This window comes from Sodalis sp. RH14 (assembly GCF_047324285.1).
Lineage (GTDB): Bacteria > Pseudomonadota > Gammaproteobacteria > Enterobacterales > Enterobacteriaceae > Acerihabitans.
Genome location: NZ_CP178739.1, coordinates 1123959 through 1141103, shown reverse-complemented (window position 1 = coordinate 1141103; position 17145 = coordinate 1123959). Strand labels below are relative to the sequence as shown.

Here is a 17145-nt window from a genome sequence, read left to right as displayed (position 1 = left end):
GCGTGGTCCTTAATCCTGGAGGCGGGCGATTTCTTCGCCAAATTCGCGTACATCCTCAAAACTGCGGTATACCGAGGCAAAACGGATATACGCCACTTTGTCGAGTTTTTTCAGGGCGTCCATCACCAGGTTGCCGACCATTTTACTCGGGACTTCCCGTTCCCCGGTCGCGCGCAGCTGGGATTTGATATGGTTGATAGCCATTTCGACGTCGTCGGAATTTACCGGCCTCTTTTCCAACGCTTTCAGGAATCCGCCGCGCAGCTTGTCTTCATTAAAGGGCTCGCGGATCTCGTTACTCTTGATAACCCGGGGCAGGACCAGCTCCGCCACCTCAAAGGTGGTAAAGCGCTCATTGCAGACCAGGCACTGGCGCCGGCGCCGGACCTGGGAGCCTTCACCCACCAGGCGGGAATCAATGACCTTGGTATCGACTGCGGAACAAAAGGGACAATGCATAAGGCGTCCTGCGCGGCTGAAACGGATAAGGTAGTTTAGCGCGAACCGCGCCGACAACAAAGAGGGCCGCCGCCGGTAACCGCGGGATTCGGTATCCCCGCCTGCTAACATTTCATGACTTTCCGCGTGTTCCGGGCTAAGCTGTATTTAACTGACAGAAAAAGGAAACTGTTGCTATGACAATCAGTTATCGTTCGCTTTACGCCACCCTCGCCCTGCTGTCCCTTGCGGGTTGCGCGCAACAACCGAACCCTAAAATCCCCGAATTGAAAAAGGAAATCGGCCAGCTTAACCAGCGCCTGCAATACCTCAACGATCAGGCCTCGGCGCTGATGCAGCAAAACGCGCTCAATGAGCAGTCCACCAGCGGCGTTTATCTCTATCCGGCGGCGCAGGCCGCGGCGCAGGTGGACAGCGCTATCGGCAGGCTGCAGGTCAGCCTGGGCGCGGTGGAAACCGAGGCCAACGGGTCGCGGGCGCTGCTGAGCATCCGCACCGCGGACGGTTCGGCGCTGCCCCCGTTCCATGCGGTGGTCGATTGGGGCCAGGTGGATCCCGCCTCCGGCAAGCCGCTGACCGCCGATACGCTTAGCCAGCCGATCGTGGTGCCGGCTTCCCTGCTGCCGAAACCGGAAGCCACGCTTGAGCTGCGGCTCAGCGGCCTGACGCCGGAACAGGTGGGCTTTGTCCGCCTGCGCGATATCATCCGCAACGCCCCCGAGACACCGCCCGCCCCCGATGCGGTAAAACCACTGTCGCGGCAGTAGCCGCGCCCGCCCGCCGGTAAACGGCCATAAAAAAACCCCGCTGCTGCGGGGTTCCTGAATGTCATGCCGGCAGCGCCTTTTATGGCAGCAGCGAAGGCTGATCGGCGCCCTCTTTCTCGACTTTCTGCTGCATCATGTGTTCGCGCTTCATTCCCAGCTTCAGCGCCAGGGCGGAAGCCACATAGATGGAGGAAACCGTACCGATGGAAACGCCGATAAGCATGGTCAGCGAGAAGCCTTCCAATATCGGACCGCCAAAGATAAACAGCATCAGCACCACCATCAGCGTGGTGGCCGACGTCATGATGGTCCGGCTTAAGGTCTGGGTCAGGGACACGTTGATGATTTCATAAGAACTGCCGCGGCGGATCTTGCGGAAGTTTTCACGAATACGATCCGAGACCACGATGCTGTCGTTAAGCGAATAACCGATGACCGACATCAGCGAGGCGATAATGGTCAGGTCGATTTCCACGTGGAACAGCGACAGCACCCCCATGGTGATCACCACGTCATGGGCCAGCGCCAGCACCGCCCCCAGCGCCAGGCGCCATTCGAAGCGGATGCCGACGTAAATCAGGATGGAGATCAGCGCCACCAGCAGCGCCATGCCGCCGGCCTGCGCCAGATCGTTGCCCACGCTCGGCCCGACGAATTCGATGCGTTTGACTACGGCGTTCTGCTCGAAGGTCTGGTTGATCACGCCGAGCACTTTATTGCCCAGTTCCTGACCCGCGCCATCCTGCACCGGCGGCATGCGCACCATCACATCGCGGCTGCTGCCGAAGTTTTGGATCAGCGGCTCCTTGAAACCGGCTTTCTCCAGCGCGTCGCGCATGGCGTCCAGATCGACGGTTTTCTCCAGGTTCAGTTCAATCACCGTACCGCCGGTGAAATCCAGGCCCCAGTTAAACCCCCTGACCGACATGATGGCGATCGAGATGACCAGCAGCGTAATCGAGATACTGAACGCCACATAATCCCAGCGCATAAAGTCATAGACTCTACGGCCGTAATTCAAATCTTCAACACTATGTTGCTGAGCCACAGCCCACTCCTAAATTGACAGCTTGTTGATGCGTTTACCGCCGTAAAGCAGGTTAACGATGGCACGCGTGCCGACAATCGCCGTAAACATCGAGGTGGCAACCCCAATCGCTGTGGTAATGGCAAAGCCCTTGATAGAGCCGGTGCCGACCGCATACAGGATAATGGCGGTAATCAGCGTGGTGACGTTGGCGTCAACGATGCTGGAGAATGCGCCGCGATAGCCTTCATGGATTGCCTGCTGGACCGATCGTCCGTTTTTCAGCTCTTCCTTGATGCGCTCGTTGATCAGCACGTTGGCATCCACCGCCACCGCAAGCGTCAGCACGATCCCGGCGATACCCGGCATGGTCAGCGTCGCCCCCGGCAGCAGGGACATGATGCCCACGATCATCACCAGGTTGGCCACCAGCGCGGTGGTGGCAATCAGGCCGAATTTACGATACCACACCACCATAAAGACAATGGACGCCACCAGTCCCCACAGGCAGGCTTGCAGCCCCTGGGTAATATTCTGCATGCCGAGGGTCGGACCGATGGTACGCTCCTCGACAATCTGGATCGGCGCAATCAAAGCCCCGGCGCGCAGCAGCAGCGAGAGCTGGCGCGCTTCATTCGGATTATCGATGCCGGTAATGCGGAAGCTGTTGCCCAGGCGCGACTGGATGGTCGCGACGTTGATAACCTCTTCCTGTTTCACCAGGATCGAGCGGCCGTTGGCGTCTTTTTTACCACTGTCCTTATATTCCACGAACAGCGTCGCCATCGGCTTGCCGATATTGTCCTTGGTGAAGTTGGACATATTGGTGCCGCCGGTGCTGTCCAGCGAGATATTGACCTGCGGGCGGTTATATTCATCGGCGCTGGAGGTGGAGTCGGTAATATGATCGCCGGTGAGGATAACGCGTTTGTAGAGGACGACCGGCTGGCCGTCACGGGTGGATTTCACTTCGGAATCCCCCGGTACCCGGCCGCTGGCGGCCGCGGTGCGGTCTACCGTGCTATTGACCAGGCGGAACTCCAGGGTGGCGGTGGCGCCGAGGATTTCCTTGGCGCGCGCGGTGTCCTGGATGCCCGGCAGTTCAACCACGATACGGTCGGCGCCCTGGCGCTGCACCAGCGGTTCGGCCACGCCGAGCTGGTTGACGCGGTTACGCAGGATGGTGATGTTCTGCTGTACCGCGTATTCCCGCGCCTCGCGCAGGCGGGTATCCGCCATGACGGCGCGCAGGCCGGTGTCGCCGACGCTGCTGAACACCAGATCGCGATGGCGCGGGGTCAGGTAGGAAACCGCCTGGTCGCGGGCCGCCGCGTCGCGAAAGCCCACTTCGGTGCCATTGTTGTCGGTTTTACGCACGGTGGCGTAGGGGATCCCTTTTTCACGCAAATCGGTGCGCAGGGTATCCATGGTCTGCTCCTGGAGTTTGCCCAGGGCAGTATCCATATCCACTTCCATCAGGAAATGGACGCCGCCACGCAGATCCAGGCCCAGTTTCATCGGTTCGGCGCCCAGCACCGATAACCACGGCGGGGTGGCCGGGGCCAGGTTAAGCGCAACGATATAATTTTCGCCAAGCGCGTTTAACAACGCCTCGCGGGCGCGCAACTGCACGTCCGGATTGCTGAAGCGCGCCAGGATGGCGCCATTTTCCAACGCAATAGACTTGCTGGTGATATTTTGTTCTTTTAACACATTCTGGATCTGGACCAGCGTCGTCTCACTGGCGGCGGCACCGCGCGCGCCAGTGATTTGTACGGCCGGATCCTCACCATATAGGTTTGGAAGCGCATACAGCAGCCCGACGACCAGCGCCAGGATCAGCATGATGTACTTCCATAAAGGATAACGGTTTAACACGGCAGTTCCCTTCGGGAAAATCGTTAATTACAGCGCTTTCATCGTACCTTTCGGCAGAACGGCGGCCACGAAATCACGTTTGATGACCACTTCGTTGGTATCGTTGAGCGCGATGGCGATATAGCCCGTGTCCGCGACTTTGGTCACGCGTCCGACCAGGCCGCCGGTGGTCAGCACTTCATCACCCTTGCCGATGGAATCCATCAGCTTTTTATGATCTTTGGCGCGTTTTTGCTGCGGACGCAGGATCATAAAATAGAAAATCAAACCAAACACCACCAGCATGATCACCAGAGAGTAAGGACTTCCCTGGGACGGGCCGGTGGCTGCGCCGGCGGCGTCAGAACTGAAAAAGCTCATTTAAATTCCCTCATTGTTATATAACTCAACGGCTAACGGCGGAACGGGTAACCCCCTCCGACCATAAAATTCTTCCACGAAACGCCCTAATTTACTCTCATCGATGGCCTGGCGTAAACCTGCCATCAGACGCTGATAATACCGCAGGTTGTGGATGGTGTTCAGACGGGCACCCAGTATTTCGTTGCAACGGTCGAGATGATGCAAGTACGCGCGGCTATAATTGCGACAGGTGTAGCAATCACAATGCTCATCCAGGACCGATGTATCGCTTTTATGGCTGGCGTTGCGGATCTTCACCACGCCGCCGGTGACGAATAAGTGGCCGTTGCGCGCGTTGCGGGTAGGCATGACGCAATCGAACATGTCGATACCGCGCCGCACCCCTTCCACCAGATCCTCCGGTTTGCCCACGCCCATCAGGTAACGCGGTTTATCCGCCGGGAGCTGCGGGCAGACGTGCTCCAGGATGCGATGCATGTCCGCTTTCGGCTCGCCCACAGCCAGGCCGCCCACAGCGTAACCATCAAAGCCTATCTCTACCAGTCTTTTTACCGATACATCTCGTAAATCTTCGTAAATACCGCCCTGGATTATGCCGAACAGCGCATTTTTGTTTTGCAGTTGATCAAAACGCTCGCGCGAGCGGGCCGCCCAGCGCAGCGACATTTCCATCGATTTTTTCGCGTAGTCGTGCTCGGCCGGGAAAGGCGTGCATTCATCGAAGATCATGACGATATCGGAGCCGAGATCGTATTGGATCTCCATCGATTTTTCCGGACTCAGGAAAATCGCGTCGCCGTTAATCGGATTGCGAAAATGCACGCCCTCTTCGGTAATCTTGCGGATATCCCCCAGGCTGAAGACCTGGAAGCCGCCGGAATCGGTTAGGATCGGGCCGTGCCACTGCATAAAATCATGCAGGTCGCCGTGCAGTTTCATAATTTCCTGCCCCGGCCGCAGCCAGAGATGAAAGGTATTGCCCAGCAGGATCTGCGCGCCGGTTTCGGCCACTTCCTCAGGCGTCATGCCTTTTACCGTGCCGTAGGTGCCCACGGGCATGAACGCCGGGGTTTCCACCGTGCCGCGCTCGAATGTCAGGCGCCCGCGGCGCGCCAGGCCGTCAGTGTTGATTAATTGATACTTCACTCGTCCTCCGGCACCGGATAAACAGTCCGATGCGGTCATTGCCGGCACCCTATTGTCCCGGCAAAAAAAAGCCCGGCGGATAGCCCCGCCCGGCCGGTTATGCTTCCCCGATGCTTTCCTGCGCCGCCCGGGGATTGGCGGTGATGAACATGGCGTCGCCATAGCTGAAGAAACGGTAGCGTTCGTTAACCGCCGCCTGGTAAGCCGCCATAGTATGCCGGTAACCGGCGAAAGCGGATACCAACATAATCAGGGTTGACTCAGGTAAATGAAAATTGGTTACCAGCACGTCGATAACGCGAAAGCGGTAACCGGGGTAAATAAAGATATCGGTGTCGCCGAAAAATGGCGCCAGGGGTCCATCGCCGGCGGCCCTGGCGGCGCTTTCCAGCGATCGCACCGAGGTGGTGCCCACCGCCACCACCCGGTTGCCGCGCGCTTTGCAGGCCAGTACCGCGTCCACCACCTGCTGCGGCACTTCGGCGTATTCAGTGTGCATGACGTGTTCTTCAAGCTGGGCGACGCGCACCGGCTGGAAGGTGCCGGCACCGATATGGAGCGTGACAAATGCCATTTCGACGCCTTTGCCGCGCAGCGCGTCCAGCAGGGGCGCATCGAAATGCAGGCCGGCGGTGGGCGCCGCCACCGCGCCGGGACGTGCGCTGTAGACCGTCTGGTACAGCTCGCGATCGGCGGCTTCGTCCGGGCGGTCGATGTAGGGCGGCAGGGGGATATGCCCGGCATCGTTCAACAGCGTCAAGACGTCCCGTTCTTCGTTGAAACGCAGCTCGAACAGGGTATCGTGGCGGGCCACCATGGTGGCGCTGATGCTCTCATCGTCGCCCAGCAGCAGCGCGCTTCCGGGCTTGGGCGCCTTGGAGGCGCGCACATGGGCCAGTACGCGGTGTTCGTCCAGCACCCGTTCCACCAGCACTTCGATCTTGCCGCCGCTGGCCTTGCGGCCGAACAGCCGCGCCGGAATCACCCGCGTATTGTTGAATACCAGCAAATCGCCGGGGCGCAGCTTATCCAGCAGATCGGTAAATACGCCATGGCTTATCCCGCCCGTCGGTCCGTCGAGGGAGAGCAGGCGGCAGGCGCTGCGCTCCGGCTGGGGATAATGGGCAATCAGGTTTTCAGGAAGATCAAATGAGAAATCGGCCACTCGCATTTCGGTTCACTTTACGCAAAAAACAGGCGGCTTAGTCTAGGGCTATGCGGCGGCGCCTGCAAGAAATAAGCGGATGCCAACCTTTTTTAACCTATACTCATGGCATGAATTTTCTTGCCCATCTTCATCTCGCCTCCCTGGCGCAAAGCTCATTACTGGGCAACCTGATGGCGGACTTTGTCCGCGGCAATCCCGACGGCCAGTTTCCGGAGCCTGTGGCGGCTGGCATTCGTATGCATCGCAGGATTGATGTCATTACCGATAGCCATCCCGAAGTGAAGGCCGCCAAGGCATTGTTCAGCGCCGATTACCGGCGGGTGGCGCCGATTGCGCTGGATGTGGTGTGGGATCATTTCCTGGCGCGTCATTGGCGGCGGGTCGAGCCTGAAGTGTCGCTGCGGCGTTTCGTGCAGCGGGTTGAAGGTGAAATAAAGCCCGCCCTGCCGGGGACGCCGGAGTCCTTTCAAGCGCTGAATGACTATTTGTGGCGCGAGCGCTGGCTGGAGCGTTATGCCGAGCTGGGTTTTCTGGCGCCGGTCTTTAACGGTATGGCCAGCCGTCGCCCCAGGCTTGTGGCGCTAAGCGGCATCTTTCCTGAAATCGAACTGCATTACACGGCGCTGGAAGCCTGCTTCTGGCGTTTATATCCGGATTTAATGCAAATGGCGGGCCGGGGAGCCGGGAGTTTGTAAGTTTCGTTTGTGCTTCATCGTTAGCGATTTTGCCCTTTCACCGGAAGGGGTTATTTTGTATTATAAATGTTGAATTATAAGCGCTTCAATTGGTCAAAGCTATCTCACCGATTGGCGCCATGGCCTTTTACACCCGGGCGCGAGACCTTATACTGGCCCTCGTTTTGTTTCTTTTGTTAGCAACTCACTTAACCGCTTTTTACAGGAGTACTCATGGTACTGGTAACCCGTCAAGCCCCAGACTTTACCGCCGCAGCTGTATTGGGCAGCGGTGAAATCGTTGAAAATTTCAATCTGAAAAGCCATATCAAAGGCAAACCCGCCGTTATCTTCTTTTGGCCGATGGATTTTACGTTCGTGTGTCCGTCCGAGCTGATCGCTTTTGACAAGCGTTATGCTGAATTCCAGAAACGCGGCGTGGAAATCATCGGCGTGTCCTTTGACTCCGAGTTCGTTCATAACGCCTGGCGTAAAACCCCGGTGAACGAAGGCGGCATCGGCGAAGTGCAGTATCCGATGGTGGCCGACGTTAAGCATGAAATCATCCGGGCCTATGGTATCGAACATCCGGAAGCCGGCGTTGCGTTGCGCGGTTCGTTCCTGATCGATAAAGAGGGCGTGGTGCGTCATCAGGTGGTCAACGATTTGCCGCTTGGCCGTAACATTGATGAAATGATGCGTATGGTTGACGCGTTGCAGTTCCATGAGGAACATGGCGAAGTGTGCCCGGCCCAATGGGAAAAAGGCCAGGAAGGTATGGGCGCGTCGCCGGAAGGCGTGGCGAAGTATCTGTCGGAAAACGCCAGCCGTTTGTAATAGTCTGTTGATTTTGCGCGCTTAAAGTGCGCGAGCGATAAATACCGTCGGATAACCGGCGGTTTTTTTATGCCTGAATACAATTGATGTATCGGCACGCTCTGCTTTGGGTTCGGTGTTGGCGGGCATACCGCGCCATGGGGCGCTCGGTCGGGCGGGAATACCACGTCCGATTCGACCCCATTGGCACGGTCTCCCTTAACACGTCTGCGTTGAGATCGGTATTGGCGGGCATACCGTGCCATGGGGCGCTCGGTCGGGCGGAATAACACGCCCGATTCGACCCCATTGGCACGGTCTCCCTTGAACACGTCTGCGTTGAGCTCGGTGTTGGCGGGCATACCATGCCATGAGCGCTCGGTCGGGCGGGAATACCACGCCCGATTCGACCCCATTGGCACGGTCTCCCTTAACACGTCTGCTTTGAGCGCGGTGTTGGCGGGCATACCGTGCCATGGGGCGCTCGGTCGGGCGGGAATACCACGCCCGATTCGACCCCATTGGCGCGGTCTCCCTTAACACGTCTGCTTTGAGCGCGGTGTTGGCGGGCATACCGTGCCATGGGGCGCTCGGTCGGGCGGAATAACACGCCCGATTCGACCCCATTGGCACGGTCTACCTTGAACACGTCTGCTTTAGGAACGGTGTTGGCGGGCATACCGCGCCATGGGGCGCTCGGTCGGGCGGGAACACCACGCCCGATTCGACCCCATTGGCGCGGTCTCCCTTGAACACGCCTGCTTTAAGCTCGGTGTGGGCGGGCATACCGCGCCATGGGGCGCTCGGTCGGGCGGGAACACCACGCCCGATTCGACCCCATTGGCACGCTCTCCCTTGAACACGCCTGCTTTAAGCTCGGTGTTGGCGGGCATACCGCGCCATGGGGCGCTCGGTCGGGCGGGAATACCACGCCCGATTCGACACCATTGGCACGGTCTCCCTTAACACGTCTGCTTTGAGCGCGGTGTTGGCGGGCATACCGTGCCATGGGGCGCTCGGTCGGGCGGGAACACCGCGCCCGATTCGACCCCATTGGCACGCTCTCCCTTGAACACGCCTGCGTTGAGCTCGGTGTTGGCGGGCATACCATGCCATGGGGCGCTCGGTCGGGCGGGAATACCACGCCCGATTCGACACCATTGGCACGGTCTCCCTTGAACACGTCTGCGTTGAGATCGGTGTGGGCGGGCCTAGCGGGCGGTTGCCAGGCGGCGGTTTTTATGGCGTTGCATCAGGGCGTAGCTGGCAAGCAGCAGCACAATCCAGATCCCGCCGACATATAACGAAATACGCGTCACCGGGAAATAGCCGATCAAGCCGATGATAAACAGCAGGAACAATACACCCGCCGCCGAGGTCAGCGCGCCGCCCGGCAGGGGGAATGCCAGCGCCTTGGCCTGCTGTGGGCCGAGTCTGCGCCGAAAGCCGATTTGCGAGCATAGGATCATGATCCACACCCAGACGGTGGCAAAGGTGGCCAGCGACGCGATCACCAGGAAAATATTTTCCGGCATGATGTAATTCAGGTAAACCGCCAGCAGCAGCGCGAACATCATCACCAGCACCGTGACCCAGGGGATGCCGTTACGCGATACGCGGGCGAACATCTTGGGCGCGTGTCCCTGGCCGGCCATGCCGTGCAGCATGCGCCCGACGCCGAATACGTCGCTGTTAATGGCCGACAGCGAGGCGGTCAGCACCACAAAATTCAGAATGCCGGCGGCGGTATGGATCCCCAGCTTCTGGAAAGTGAGCACAAAGGGGCTGCCTTCGGTGCCCACCTGGTCCCAGGGATAGATGGACATGATGACGAACAGCGTGCCGACATAAAAGACCAGGATGCGCCAGGGCACGGAGTTGATTGCCTTAGGGATCGATTTTTCCGGTTCATTGGCTTCGCCCGCCGTGATGCCGATAATTTCAATGCCGCCATAAGCGAACATCACCATTTGCAGCGACAGGATCATGCCCATTATCCCATGGCTGAAAAAACCGCCGTTGGACCAGAGATTGTGGATACCGGTGGGCTGTCCGCCGTTGCCCAGCCCCCAGATAATGATGGCGAACCCGGCCACGATCATCAGGATGATGGTGGCCACCTTGAAGAACGAGAACCAGAATTCCATTTCGCCGAAGGCCTTGACATTGAGCAGGTTGATGGCGCCGATTATCAGTACCACGCTCAGCACCCAGACCCAGTGCGGCACCGACGGAAACCAGACGCCCATATAGATGCCGAAGGCGGTGACGTCGGCGATGGCGACGATGAGGATTTCAAAGCAGTAGGTCCAGCCGGTAATATAGCCGGCAAGCCCGCCAAGGTTATCCTGGGCGTAACGGGAGAAGGACCCGGCATGGGGACTGTGTACCGACATTTCGCCAAGTGCGCGCATGATGATATACGCCACCACGCCGCCAATCATATACGCCAGCAGTACGCTGGGGCCGGCCATTTTAATGGCGTCGGCGGAGCCGTAAAACAGCCCGGTGCCGATGGCGGAACCTAAGGCCATAAATCGGATATGGCGGGTGGTAAGACCCCGTTTTAATGCGGAGGGTTGTTGTTGCATGACCCATTTACCCTGTTTTTTCAGTCAAAAATAGCCGCGGGACGACCCGCGGTGAATAATGCGCGCAAAGGTTATAACCGGACGGTGGCCTTATGATGCGCGGCGTATTTATCATAGAACGCAACCAGGATACCGATGGTAAGCGTGGGCGGCAGCCAGGCCAGGCCTTGGGCCGACAGCGGCAGGTGCTGTATCCACGCGGGCAGCCAGACCTGGAATGACGAGAGCTTGACGGCATCGACGCAGCCGAAGACCAGGCTTATCAGCATCGCCGGCGCGATAATCCGGGTGCTGCTGCGCCACCAGCGCAGCGTGAAGCTGAGCAGGATAAGCACGATGCACGGCGGATAAATCGCGGTCAGCACCGGAATGGAGAATTGGATCAGATGGCTCAGCCCAAGGTTGGACACCAGCATGGAAAACAGACCGAGTATAAACACCAGCGTGCGGTAGGAGAGCGGCAGATGTTCGCTGAAAAACTCGGCGCAGGCGCAGGTCAGCCCCACCGCCGTCACCATGCAGGCGACGAAAATCAGGATGGCGAGAAAGCCGCTGCCCGCATTGCCAAAGGTATACTGGACGTAGGCGTGCAGGATTTCGGCGCCGTTTTGCGCCGACGGCAGCAGCACGCTGCTGCCCGAACCCAGTTTAAACAGCGTGATATAGACCGCCGTCAGCCCGACGCCGGCTATCAGCCCGGCCAGTATGGTGTAGCGGGTCAGCAGCGCGGCGTCGTTCACGCCGCGCGAGCGGGCCGCATTGACAATCACGATGCCGAATACCATGGCGCCCAGGGTATCCATGGTCAGGTAGCCGTTGACAAAACCGTTGGAGAACGGCATATGGGCATAAGCGTCGGTCGCCGGAATGGGATTGCCCGCCGGCCACAGCAGCGCGGCGATGCCCAGGACCGCCAGGGCAATCATTTTCAGCGGCGCCAGGATGTGCCCGACCGTATCCAATAAGCGGCCGGGATAGAGCGAGATGGCGATGACCAGCGCAAAATAGACCAGGCTGTAAAGAAACAGCGGCAGATCCCCCTGGCCGGTAAACGGCGCCAGCCCCACGGCGAAGGATACCGTCGCGGTGCGCGGCGTGGCGAACAGCGGCCCCACCGCCAGATAACATACCACGGCCAGCAGCAGTCCCGCTTTTCTGCCGATGGGGGAACTGAGGGCGTCAATGCCGCCCCCCACCCGGGCCAGGGCAATCACCGTCAGTACCGGCAGCCCAACCGCGCTAATCAGGAACCCCGCCGCGGCCCACCAGACATAAGGGCCCGACTGCAATCCCACCATCGGCGGGAAAATGATATTGCCCGCGCCGACAAACAAGGCGAAGGTCATAAAACCCAGGGCAAGGATATCTCTGATGCTTAAACGCTGGCTCATGGAATAATGTAATGCCTGTCTGGATGCGAAAAATAAGTAAAACCTATGACGACTCATGCCGGTTATGACATCACCAACAGCAGCGGGATATCTCGCGGGCCATGGCGTAATGGCCTGTTTGCCGGGACCGGAGCGCTAAAAGGGTGCAAAACGGCGTGAAGCATGCAATAACCGGCGCAATTTAAACGTTTAAAGCGCGGTAAGGCAATAGTTGAAGATAAAAGCAGAATGATAAGCCAAAAAAATACCCTAAAAGCAGTGAATACTTTCATAGCCTGGGTAATTTCTGCTACAAGATAGTTGAAGGGACGCGCTTTTAACTATAACAGAAAGGCATGGATACCGGTGGCACCCCCGGGCCGCCCCTTAACCCGCGGCGACCATGCCCGCCCGCGGTATTTTGCCGCGGGCGGGATAGCCGGGCGCTGGCGTTACCAGGCGCGGCCCGCAACATCCAGCACTAGCCGCAGTTTGTCCCATTGCTGGGCTTCGGTCAGGCTATTGCCTTCTTCCGTCGAGGCGAAGCCGCACTGCGGGCTCAGGCACAGCTGGTCCAGGCTGATATAACGGGTGGCCTCGCGCAAGCGCGCCAGCACCGCCTCAGGATCTTCCAATTCACCGGTTTTGGAGGTGATAAGGCCCAGCACCGCCTGCTGGCGGCCGGGTTTGATAAACCGCAGCGGTTCAAAACCGCCGGCGCGCTCGGTGTCATATTCCAGGAAAAAGGCGTCGACCTTGACCTCGCCGAACAGGATAGGCGCCACCGGCTCATAACCGCCCTCGGAAATCCAGGTGGAGCGGAAATTGCCGCGGCAAACATGCAGGCTAACCACCAGATCGTCCGGTTTGCCCGCCAGCGCTTGATTGAGCACATCCGCATAAATGCGCGCCAATTGCCGCGGATCCTCGCCGCGCTCGCGGATCTGGCGCTGCTGGTCCGTCGAGCACAGATAGGCCCACACGGTATCGTCAAGCTGCAGGTAACGGCAGCCGGCATCGTAAAAGGCGCGGATAGCGTCATGCCAGGCCTGGGCAAGATCGGCGAAATACGCCGCCAGATCAGGGTAGACGCCGGCGTCGATGGCACCGCGCCCGCCGCGAAAATGCATCACGCTCGGGCTGGGTATGGTCATTTTAGCCACCGCATCGCCGGCCACGCTGCGCAGATAGCGGAAATCCGCCAGCATCGGATGCTGGCGGAACGCCACCTTGCCGGTGACCTTAATGCTGCGCGCCTTGGTCTGCACCCCGGAAAACTGGATACCCTGGTCGACGTCGTAGCCTTCCACCCCGTCCAGCCCCTCAAAAAAATCGAAATGCCACCAGGCGCGGCGAAACTCGCCGTCGGTGACCACCTGCAGCCCCAGACCGCGCTGCAGTTCCACCACCCGGCGGATCTCGGTATCCTCGACGGCACGCAGCTGCGCGGGAGTAATGGCCCCTTGCTGCAACTGCTTGCGGGCCTGCTTAATCGCCTCGGGGCGTAATAAGCTGCCCACCACATCAGCGCGAAAGGGAGGCGTATTTCTTTGCATGTTTGAACTCCGGCGTTATTTTGCCGGCCTGGACAAGGCCCGCAAGATAATAAGATTTAGTGAATAGTTCAGGATGTAAACATTCCCGGTGGGCAATAGTTTCCGTCGGTGACATATAGACATCCGGACGTCTATAATGCCCGCATCCATACTAGCACGCGGCGGCGCATCGCCATGGCGAAGAAAATTCACCCGTGTTGAACATTATTCATGATCACCCGCGGGCGACGGCCCACCCTGCCGACACACCTCATTGCAGCCCGATATCCCGGCGCGCCTGTAGCCTTATGGGTTCAGGCAAGGGCTGGTAGCCGCCCTGGCGGGCGAGGCTTTGGCCCTGGGGCGACAAAATACGGTCCATAAAGGCGGCGGTGACCGGCGCCAATGGGGTATCAGGGGGCTTATTCAGATAAATATAGAGATAGCGCACCAGCGGATAGTCGCCGTTAAGCAAGGCCGACTCGTCCGGCGTCACCTGGCGGCCGGCCTCGTCGGTTAACGGCAGGATCCGCACGCCGGCGGTATGAAACCCCATGCCGGCGTAACCAATGGCGTTGCGCGACGCGCTTACCGCCTGCGCCACCGAAGCCGACCCGGGCAGTTCATTGACCGATGCCAGCAGGTCACCGCCGCACAGCACGCGCTGGCGGAAAAAGCCATAGGTACCGGAGGCGGAATTGCGGCCATAGCGCAGCAGGGCCATATCGGCCCACCGCCCGGTTAGGCCGAGCTCCCCCCAGCGGGTGACGGCAGGGGCGTCGCCGCAGCTGCGGGTGATGGAAAAAATGGCGTCCAACTGGCGCAGGCGCAACCTGGGCAGGGGGTTATCCTGGTTGACTATAATCACCAGCGCATCCAAGGCCACCGGCACCGCCAGGGGCGGGTAGCCGTAATGGCGCTGGAACGCGGCGATTTCAGTCGCGTTCATCATGCGGCTCATCGGCCCGATTTGCGCCGTTCCCGCGGCCAGCGCCGTCGCCGCCGTCGCCGATCCGCCCGCCTGGATCTGCACGCCGACATCCGGATAGTCATGCCTGAAATCCGCCGCCCACAGGGCCATCATATTCGCCAGCGTATCGGAACCGCTGCTGGTGAGGCTACCCGACAGCACCGACAGCGGCCGCGCCGCCGCCGGCAGGGTCAACAGCAGGCAGAGCAGCCAGCCCAGGGTTTTTACTGCTTTTATCATCGGGATTTGACACGTGAAGGAGAAGTGGGGTTATTTTCGGCCAGGACGGGGAGGACAATCAACCGGTTGGGCAAGGTAAAAAAGAAGCGGGTACCCGCGCCCGGCTCGCTGATAACATCAAGATGGGCGTCATGATTGCCGAGCGCGTGCTTAACGATGGCAAGCCCAAGGCCGCTGCCGCCGGTCTGGCGCGAACGGGCTTTGTCAACCCGGTAAAAACGCTCGGTCAGGCGCGGTAAATGCTCCGGGGCGATGCCCGGCCCGTTATCGCTGACCTGAAACTGCGCGCCCTCAGCGGTACGCTGCCAGCACACCTCGATGCGGGTGCCCGGCGGCGTATGGATGACCGCATTGTATATCAGGTTCGACATCGCGCTGCGCAGCTGATCCTCATTGCCGCGCACCAGCAACTGTTCATTAACCCGGAACACGATCTCATGCCGTTCCTGGCTGAGCGCCCCGGCGCTTTGCTGCAGGCGCTTGAGAATGGCCGGAATATCGACGCGTTCATTGACCTCGCCCTGGGGCGCGGCCTCGATACGGGATAACACCAGCAACTGCTTGACCAGGCGCTCCATGCGCTGCGTCTGATCCTGCATAGTGTGGATGGCCTTGGCGCGCATGGCTTCATCCATATCCTGGTCGTTCATCATTTCCAGATATCCCTGCAACACCGTCAGCGGCGTACGCAGTTCATGGCTGGCATTGGCGAAAAAGTTGCGCCTGGCGCCTTCCAGCTGGCGCATCTGGGTCACGTCGCGGGCCACCATTAACAGCTGGTCGTCGGTATAGGGCATCACGCGGAATTCAACGTAACGTTGCTTATTGAGCAGCAGGGTCAAGGGGCGCTCGAACGACTGGCCCTGGATATAGCTGTTGAATTCAGGATAGCGCAGCAGGTTAAGGATATGCTGGCCGTTGTCTTCCGGCCAGCGAAACCCGAGCAGCTGCTGCGCCAGGCCGTTGCACCAGAAAATATGGCCGTCGTCGGTCAACATCACCAGCGCATCAGGCAAGGTTTCCGCGCCGCTGCGAAAGCGTTTGAACAATGTCGCCAGTTCACGCCGCCGCCGCCGGTGGCGCAACTGCATCTGATGCAGGCCATAGAACAGCGGTTCCCAGCTTCCCCGCCCTTCCGGCGGCGTATGCCGGAGATCGACCCATAACCAGCGGGACAGCCGCAGTTGGTAATAATAGTTGCGCACCAGCGCGGCCAGCAGCGCCGCCACCAACAGCCAGGCCAGGTGGCCGACAAAAAGCGACAACAGCAGGGCCGGCAGGCAAAACAGCCCCAGTTCCAGCAAAATCTTACGCCAGGATAAACGTTCCAGCACCGGCAGAGCTCCCCTTATACCGCGCTAATAGCGCGCGGAAAAACGATAGCCGGTGCCGCGGACCGTCTGCACCATCCGATCGTGACCGCCGGTTTCCAGCGCTTTGCGCAGGCGGCGAATATGCACATCAACCGTCCGGTCCTCAACATACACATTAGTGCCCCAGACATGATTTAACAACTGTTCCCGGCTATATACCCGCTCGGGATGGGTCATGAAAAAGTGCAGCAGTTTAAATTCGGTCGGTCCCATCTCCAGGGCCAGTTCGTTGGAGGTTACCCGGTGCGACGACGGATCCAGGCTTAGGCCCTGCAGTTCAATCTTATCTTCCACCGCCATCGGCGAAATACGGCGCATCACCGCCTTGATCCTGGCCAGCAGCTCCTTGGGCGAGAACGGTTTGGTGATATAATCATCGGCGCCCACTTCCAGCCCCCGCACCCGGTCTTCCTCCTCGCCGCGCGCGGTCAGCATCATGACCGGAATATCGCGGGTCAATACCTCGCGTTTCATATGTTTGATAAATTGTATTCCCGAACCGCCTGGCAACATCCAGTCGAGCAATACCAGATCCGGATAAGGCTCCGCCATACGGCTGACCGCCGTGCCGTAGTCTTCGGCTTCGATGGGCTGGAAGCCATTCTGTTCAAGTACGAAGCACACCATTTCACGAATCGGCGCTTCGTCTTCCACGACTAATATGCGTTTTGCCATTTTTTCCTGCCATTAATCTCTGCGGTTAACGTGCCCGGGCATTATGCGTCACTTTTATGACAGATTTATTAAAATCAGCCCATCGTGCCAGAA

General features: G+C 59.2%; 15 protein-coding genes. 3 read left to right on the top strand and 12 right to left on the bottom strand.

Annotated elements, in window-relative coordinates:
• Positions 1-9 precede the first annotated feature (9 nt).
• Positions 10-459: a transcriptional regulator NrdR gene (gene nrdR, locus ACL2XQ_RS05030; RefSeq protein WP_410016211.1), complete on the bottom strand. Its 450-nt coding sequence runs from the start codon at positions 457-459 to the stop codon at positions 10-12.
• Between the two features lie 176 nt (positions 460-635).
• Between nrdR and ACL2XQ_RS05025 the strand changes: the two genes are divergently transcribed.
• Positions 636-1226 carry a DUF3251 domain-containing protein gene (locus ACL2XQ_RS05025; RefSeq protein ID WP_410016212.1) on the top strand — a complete coding sequence of 197 codons (591 nt, stop codon included), beginning with the start codon at positions 636-638 and terminating at the stop codon, positions 1224-1226.
• 79 nt (positions 1227-1305) lie between these two features.
• On the opposite strand, the gene secF is transcribed toward ACL2XQ_RS05025, so the two are convergent.
• The 5 genes from secF to queA form a co-directional block, all read right to left on the bottom strand.
• On the bottom strand, positions 1306-2274 hold the full coding sequence (secF, locus tag ACL2XQ_RS05020; protein ID WP_410016213.1) for a protein translocase subunit SecF: 969 nt from the start codon (positions 2272-2274) through the stop codon (positions 1306-1308).
• A 9-nt stretch (positions 2275-2283) separates the two neighbouring features.
• Entirely contained in the window at positions 2284-4131 is a 1848-nt protein-coding gene (gene secD / locus ACL2XQ_RS05015) for a protein translocase subunit SecD (RefSeq protein ID WP_410016214.1), read from the bottom strand.
• A 27-nt stretch (positions 4132-4158) separates the two neighbouring features.
• A complete protein-coding gene (gene yajC / locus ACL2XQ_RS05010; RefSeq protein WP_162367683.1) occupies positions 4159-4491 on the bottom strand; it encodes a preprotein translocase subunit YajC in 333 nt (110 codons plus the stop codon).
• Positions 4492-5640: a tRNA guanosine(34) transglycosylase Tgt gene (gene tgt, locus ACL2XQ_RS05005; RefSeq protein ID WP_410016215.1), complete on the bottom strand. Its 1149-nt coding sequence runs from the start codon at positions 5638-5640 to the stop codon at positions 4492-4494. It abuts the gene before it with no gap.
• Positions 5641-5737: 97 nt separating this feature from the next.
• Entirely contained in the window at positions 5738-6811 is a 1074-nt protein-coding gene (gene queA, locus ACL2XQ_RS05000) for a tRNA preQ1(34) S-adenosylmethionine ribosyltransferase-isomerase QueA (protein WP_410016216.1), read from the bottom strand.
• Positions 6812-6915: 104 nt separating this feature from the next.
• Between queA and ACL2XQ_RS04995 the strand changes: the two genes are divergently transcribed.
• A complete protein-coding gene (locus ACL2XQ_RS04995) occupies positions 6916-7503 on the top strand; it encodes an ACP phosphodiesterase (protein ID WP_413730865.1) in 588 nt (195 codons plus the stop codon).
• Between the two features lie 213 nt (positions 7504-7716).
• Entirely contained in the window at positions 7717-8319 is a 603-nt protein-coding gene (locus tag ACL2XQ_RS04990; protein WP_331122721.1) for a peroxiredoxin C, read from the top strand.
• Between the two features lie 1190 nt (positions 8320-9509).
• Here the strand turns inward: ACL2XQ_RS04990 and proY are convergent.
• From proY to phoB, 6 genes are all read right to left on the bottom strand, one after another.
• Complete coding sequence (gene proY / locus ACL2XQ_RS04985) at positions 9510-10889, bottom strand: proline-specific permease ProY (protein WP_413730866.1); 1380 nt, start codon at positions 10887-10889, stop codon at positions 9510-9512.
• Positions 10890-10960: 71 nt separating this feature from the next.
• Positions 10961-12280, bottom strand: a complete 1320-nt coding sequence (gene brnQ, locus ACL2XQ_RS04980; RefSeq protein WP_413722246.1) for a branched-chain amino acid transport system II carrier protein — start codon at positions 12278-12280, stop codon at positions 10961-10963.
• Between the two features lie 431 nt (positions 12281-12711).
• Positions 12712-13815, bottom strand: a complete 1104-nt coding sequence (locus tag ACL2XQ_RS04975; protein WP_413727075.1) for a cobalamin-independent methionine synthase II family protein — start codon at positions 13813-13815, stop codon at positions 12712-12714.
• Positions 13816-14065: 250 nt separating this feature from the next.
• Positions 14066-15004: a PstS family phosphate ABC transporter substrate-binding protein gene (locus tag ACL2XQ_RS04970; protein ID WP_413722244.1), complete on the bottom strand. Its 939-nt coding sequence runs from the start codon at positions 15002-15004 to the stop codon at positions 14066-14068.
• A complete protein-coding gene (phoR, locus tag ACL2XQ_RS04965) occupies positions 15001-16338 on the bottom strand; it encodes a phosphate regulon sensor histidine kinase PhoR (RefSeq protein ID WP_410016222.1) in 1338 nt (445 codons plus the stop codon). The genes ACL2XQ_RS04970 and phoR overlap by 4 nt, the downstream gene beginning before the upstream one ends.
• A 24-nt stretch (positions 16339-16362) precedes the next feature.
• The gene (phoB, locus tag ACL2XQ_RS04960) at positions 16363-17052 is read right to left on the bottom strand and encodes a phosphate response regulator transcription factor PhoB (protein WP_162367673.1); all 690 of its coding nucleotides are present in this window, start codon (positions 17050-17052) and stop codon (positions 16363-16365) included.
• Positions 17053-17145 lie beyond the last annotated feature (93 nt).

Coding starts and splice junctions, on each gene's coding strand:
- ACL2XQ_RS04970 (WP_413722244.1), bottom strand. CDS start 15,004: ATGATAAAAGCAGTAAAAACCCTGGGCTGGCTGCTCTGCCTGCTGTTG.
- brnQ (WP_413722246.1), bottom strand. CDS start 12,280: ATGAGCCAGCGTTTAAGCATCAGAGATATCCTTGCCCTGGGTTTTATG.
- proY (WP_413730866.1), bottom strand. CDS start 10,889: ATGCAACAACAACCCTCCGCATTAAAACGGGGTCTTACCACCCGCCAT.
- phoB (WP_162367673.1), bottom strand. CDS start 17,052: ATGGCAAAACGCATATTAGTCGTGGAAGACGAAGCGCCGATTCGTGAA.
- ACL2XQ_RS05025 (WP_410016212.1), top strand. CDS start 636: ATGACAATCAGTTATCGTTCGCTTTACGCCACCCTCGCCCTGCTGTCC.
- ACL2XQ_RS04990 (WP_331122721.1), top strand. CDS start 7,717: ATGGTACTGGTAACCCGTCAAGCCCCAGACTTTACCGCCGCAGCTGTA.
- yajC (WP_162367683.1), bottom strand. CDS start 4,491: ATGAGCTTTTTCAGTTCTGACGCCGCCGGCGCAGCCACCGGCCCGTCC.
- nrdR (WP_410016211.1), bottom strand. CDS start 459: ATGCATTGTCCCTTTTGTTCCGCAGTCGATACCAAGGTCATTGATTCC.
- queA (WP_410016216.1), bottom strand. CDS start 6,811: ATGCGAGTGGCCGATTTCTCATTTGATCTTCCTGAAAACCTGATTGCC.
- ACL2XQ_RS04995 (WP_413730865.1), top strand. CDS start 6,916: ATGAATTTTCTTGCCCATCTTCATCTCGCCTCCCTGGCGCAAAGCTCA.
- ACL2XQ_RS04975 (WP_413727075.1), bottom strand. CDS start 13,815: ATGCAAAGAAATACGCCTCCCTTTCGCGCTGATGTGGTGGGCAGCTTA.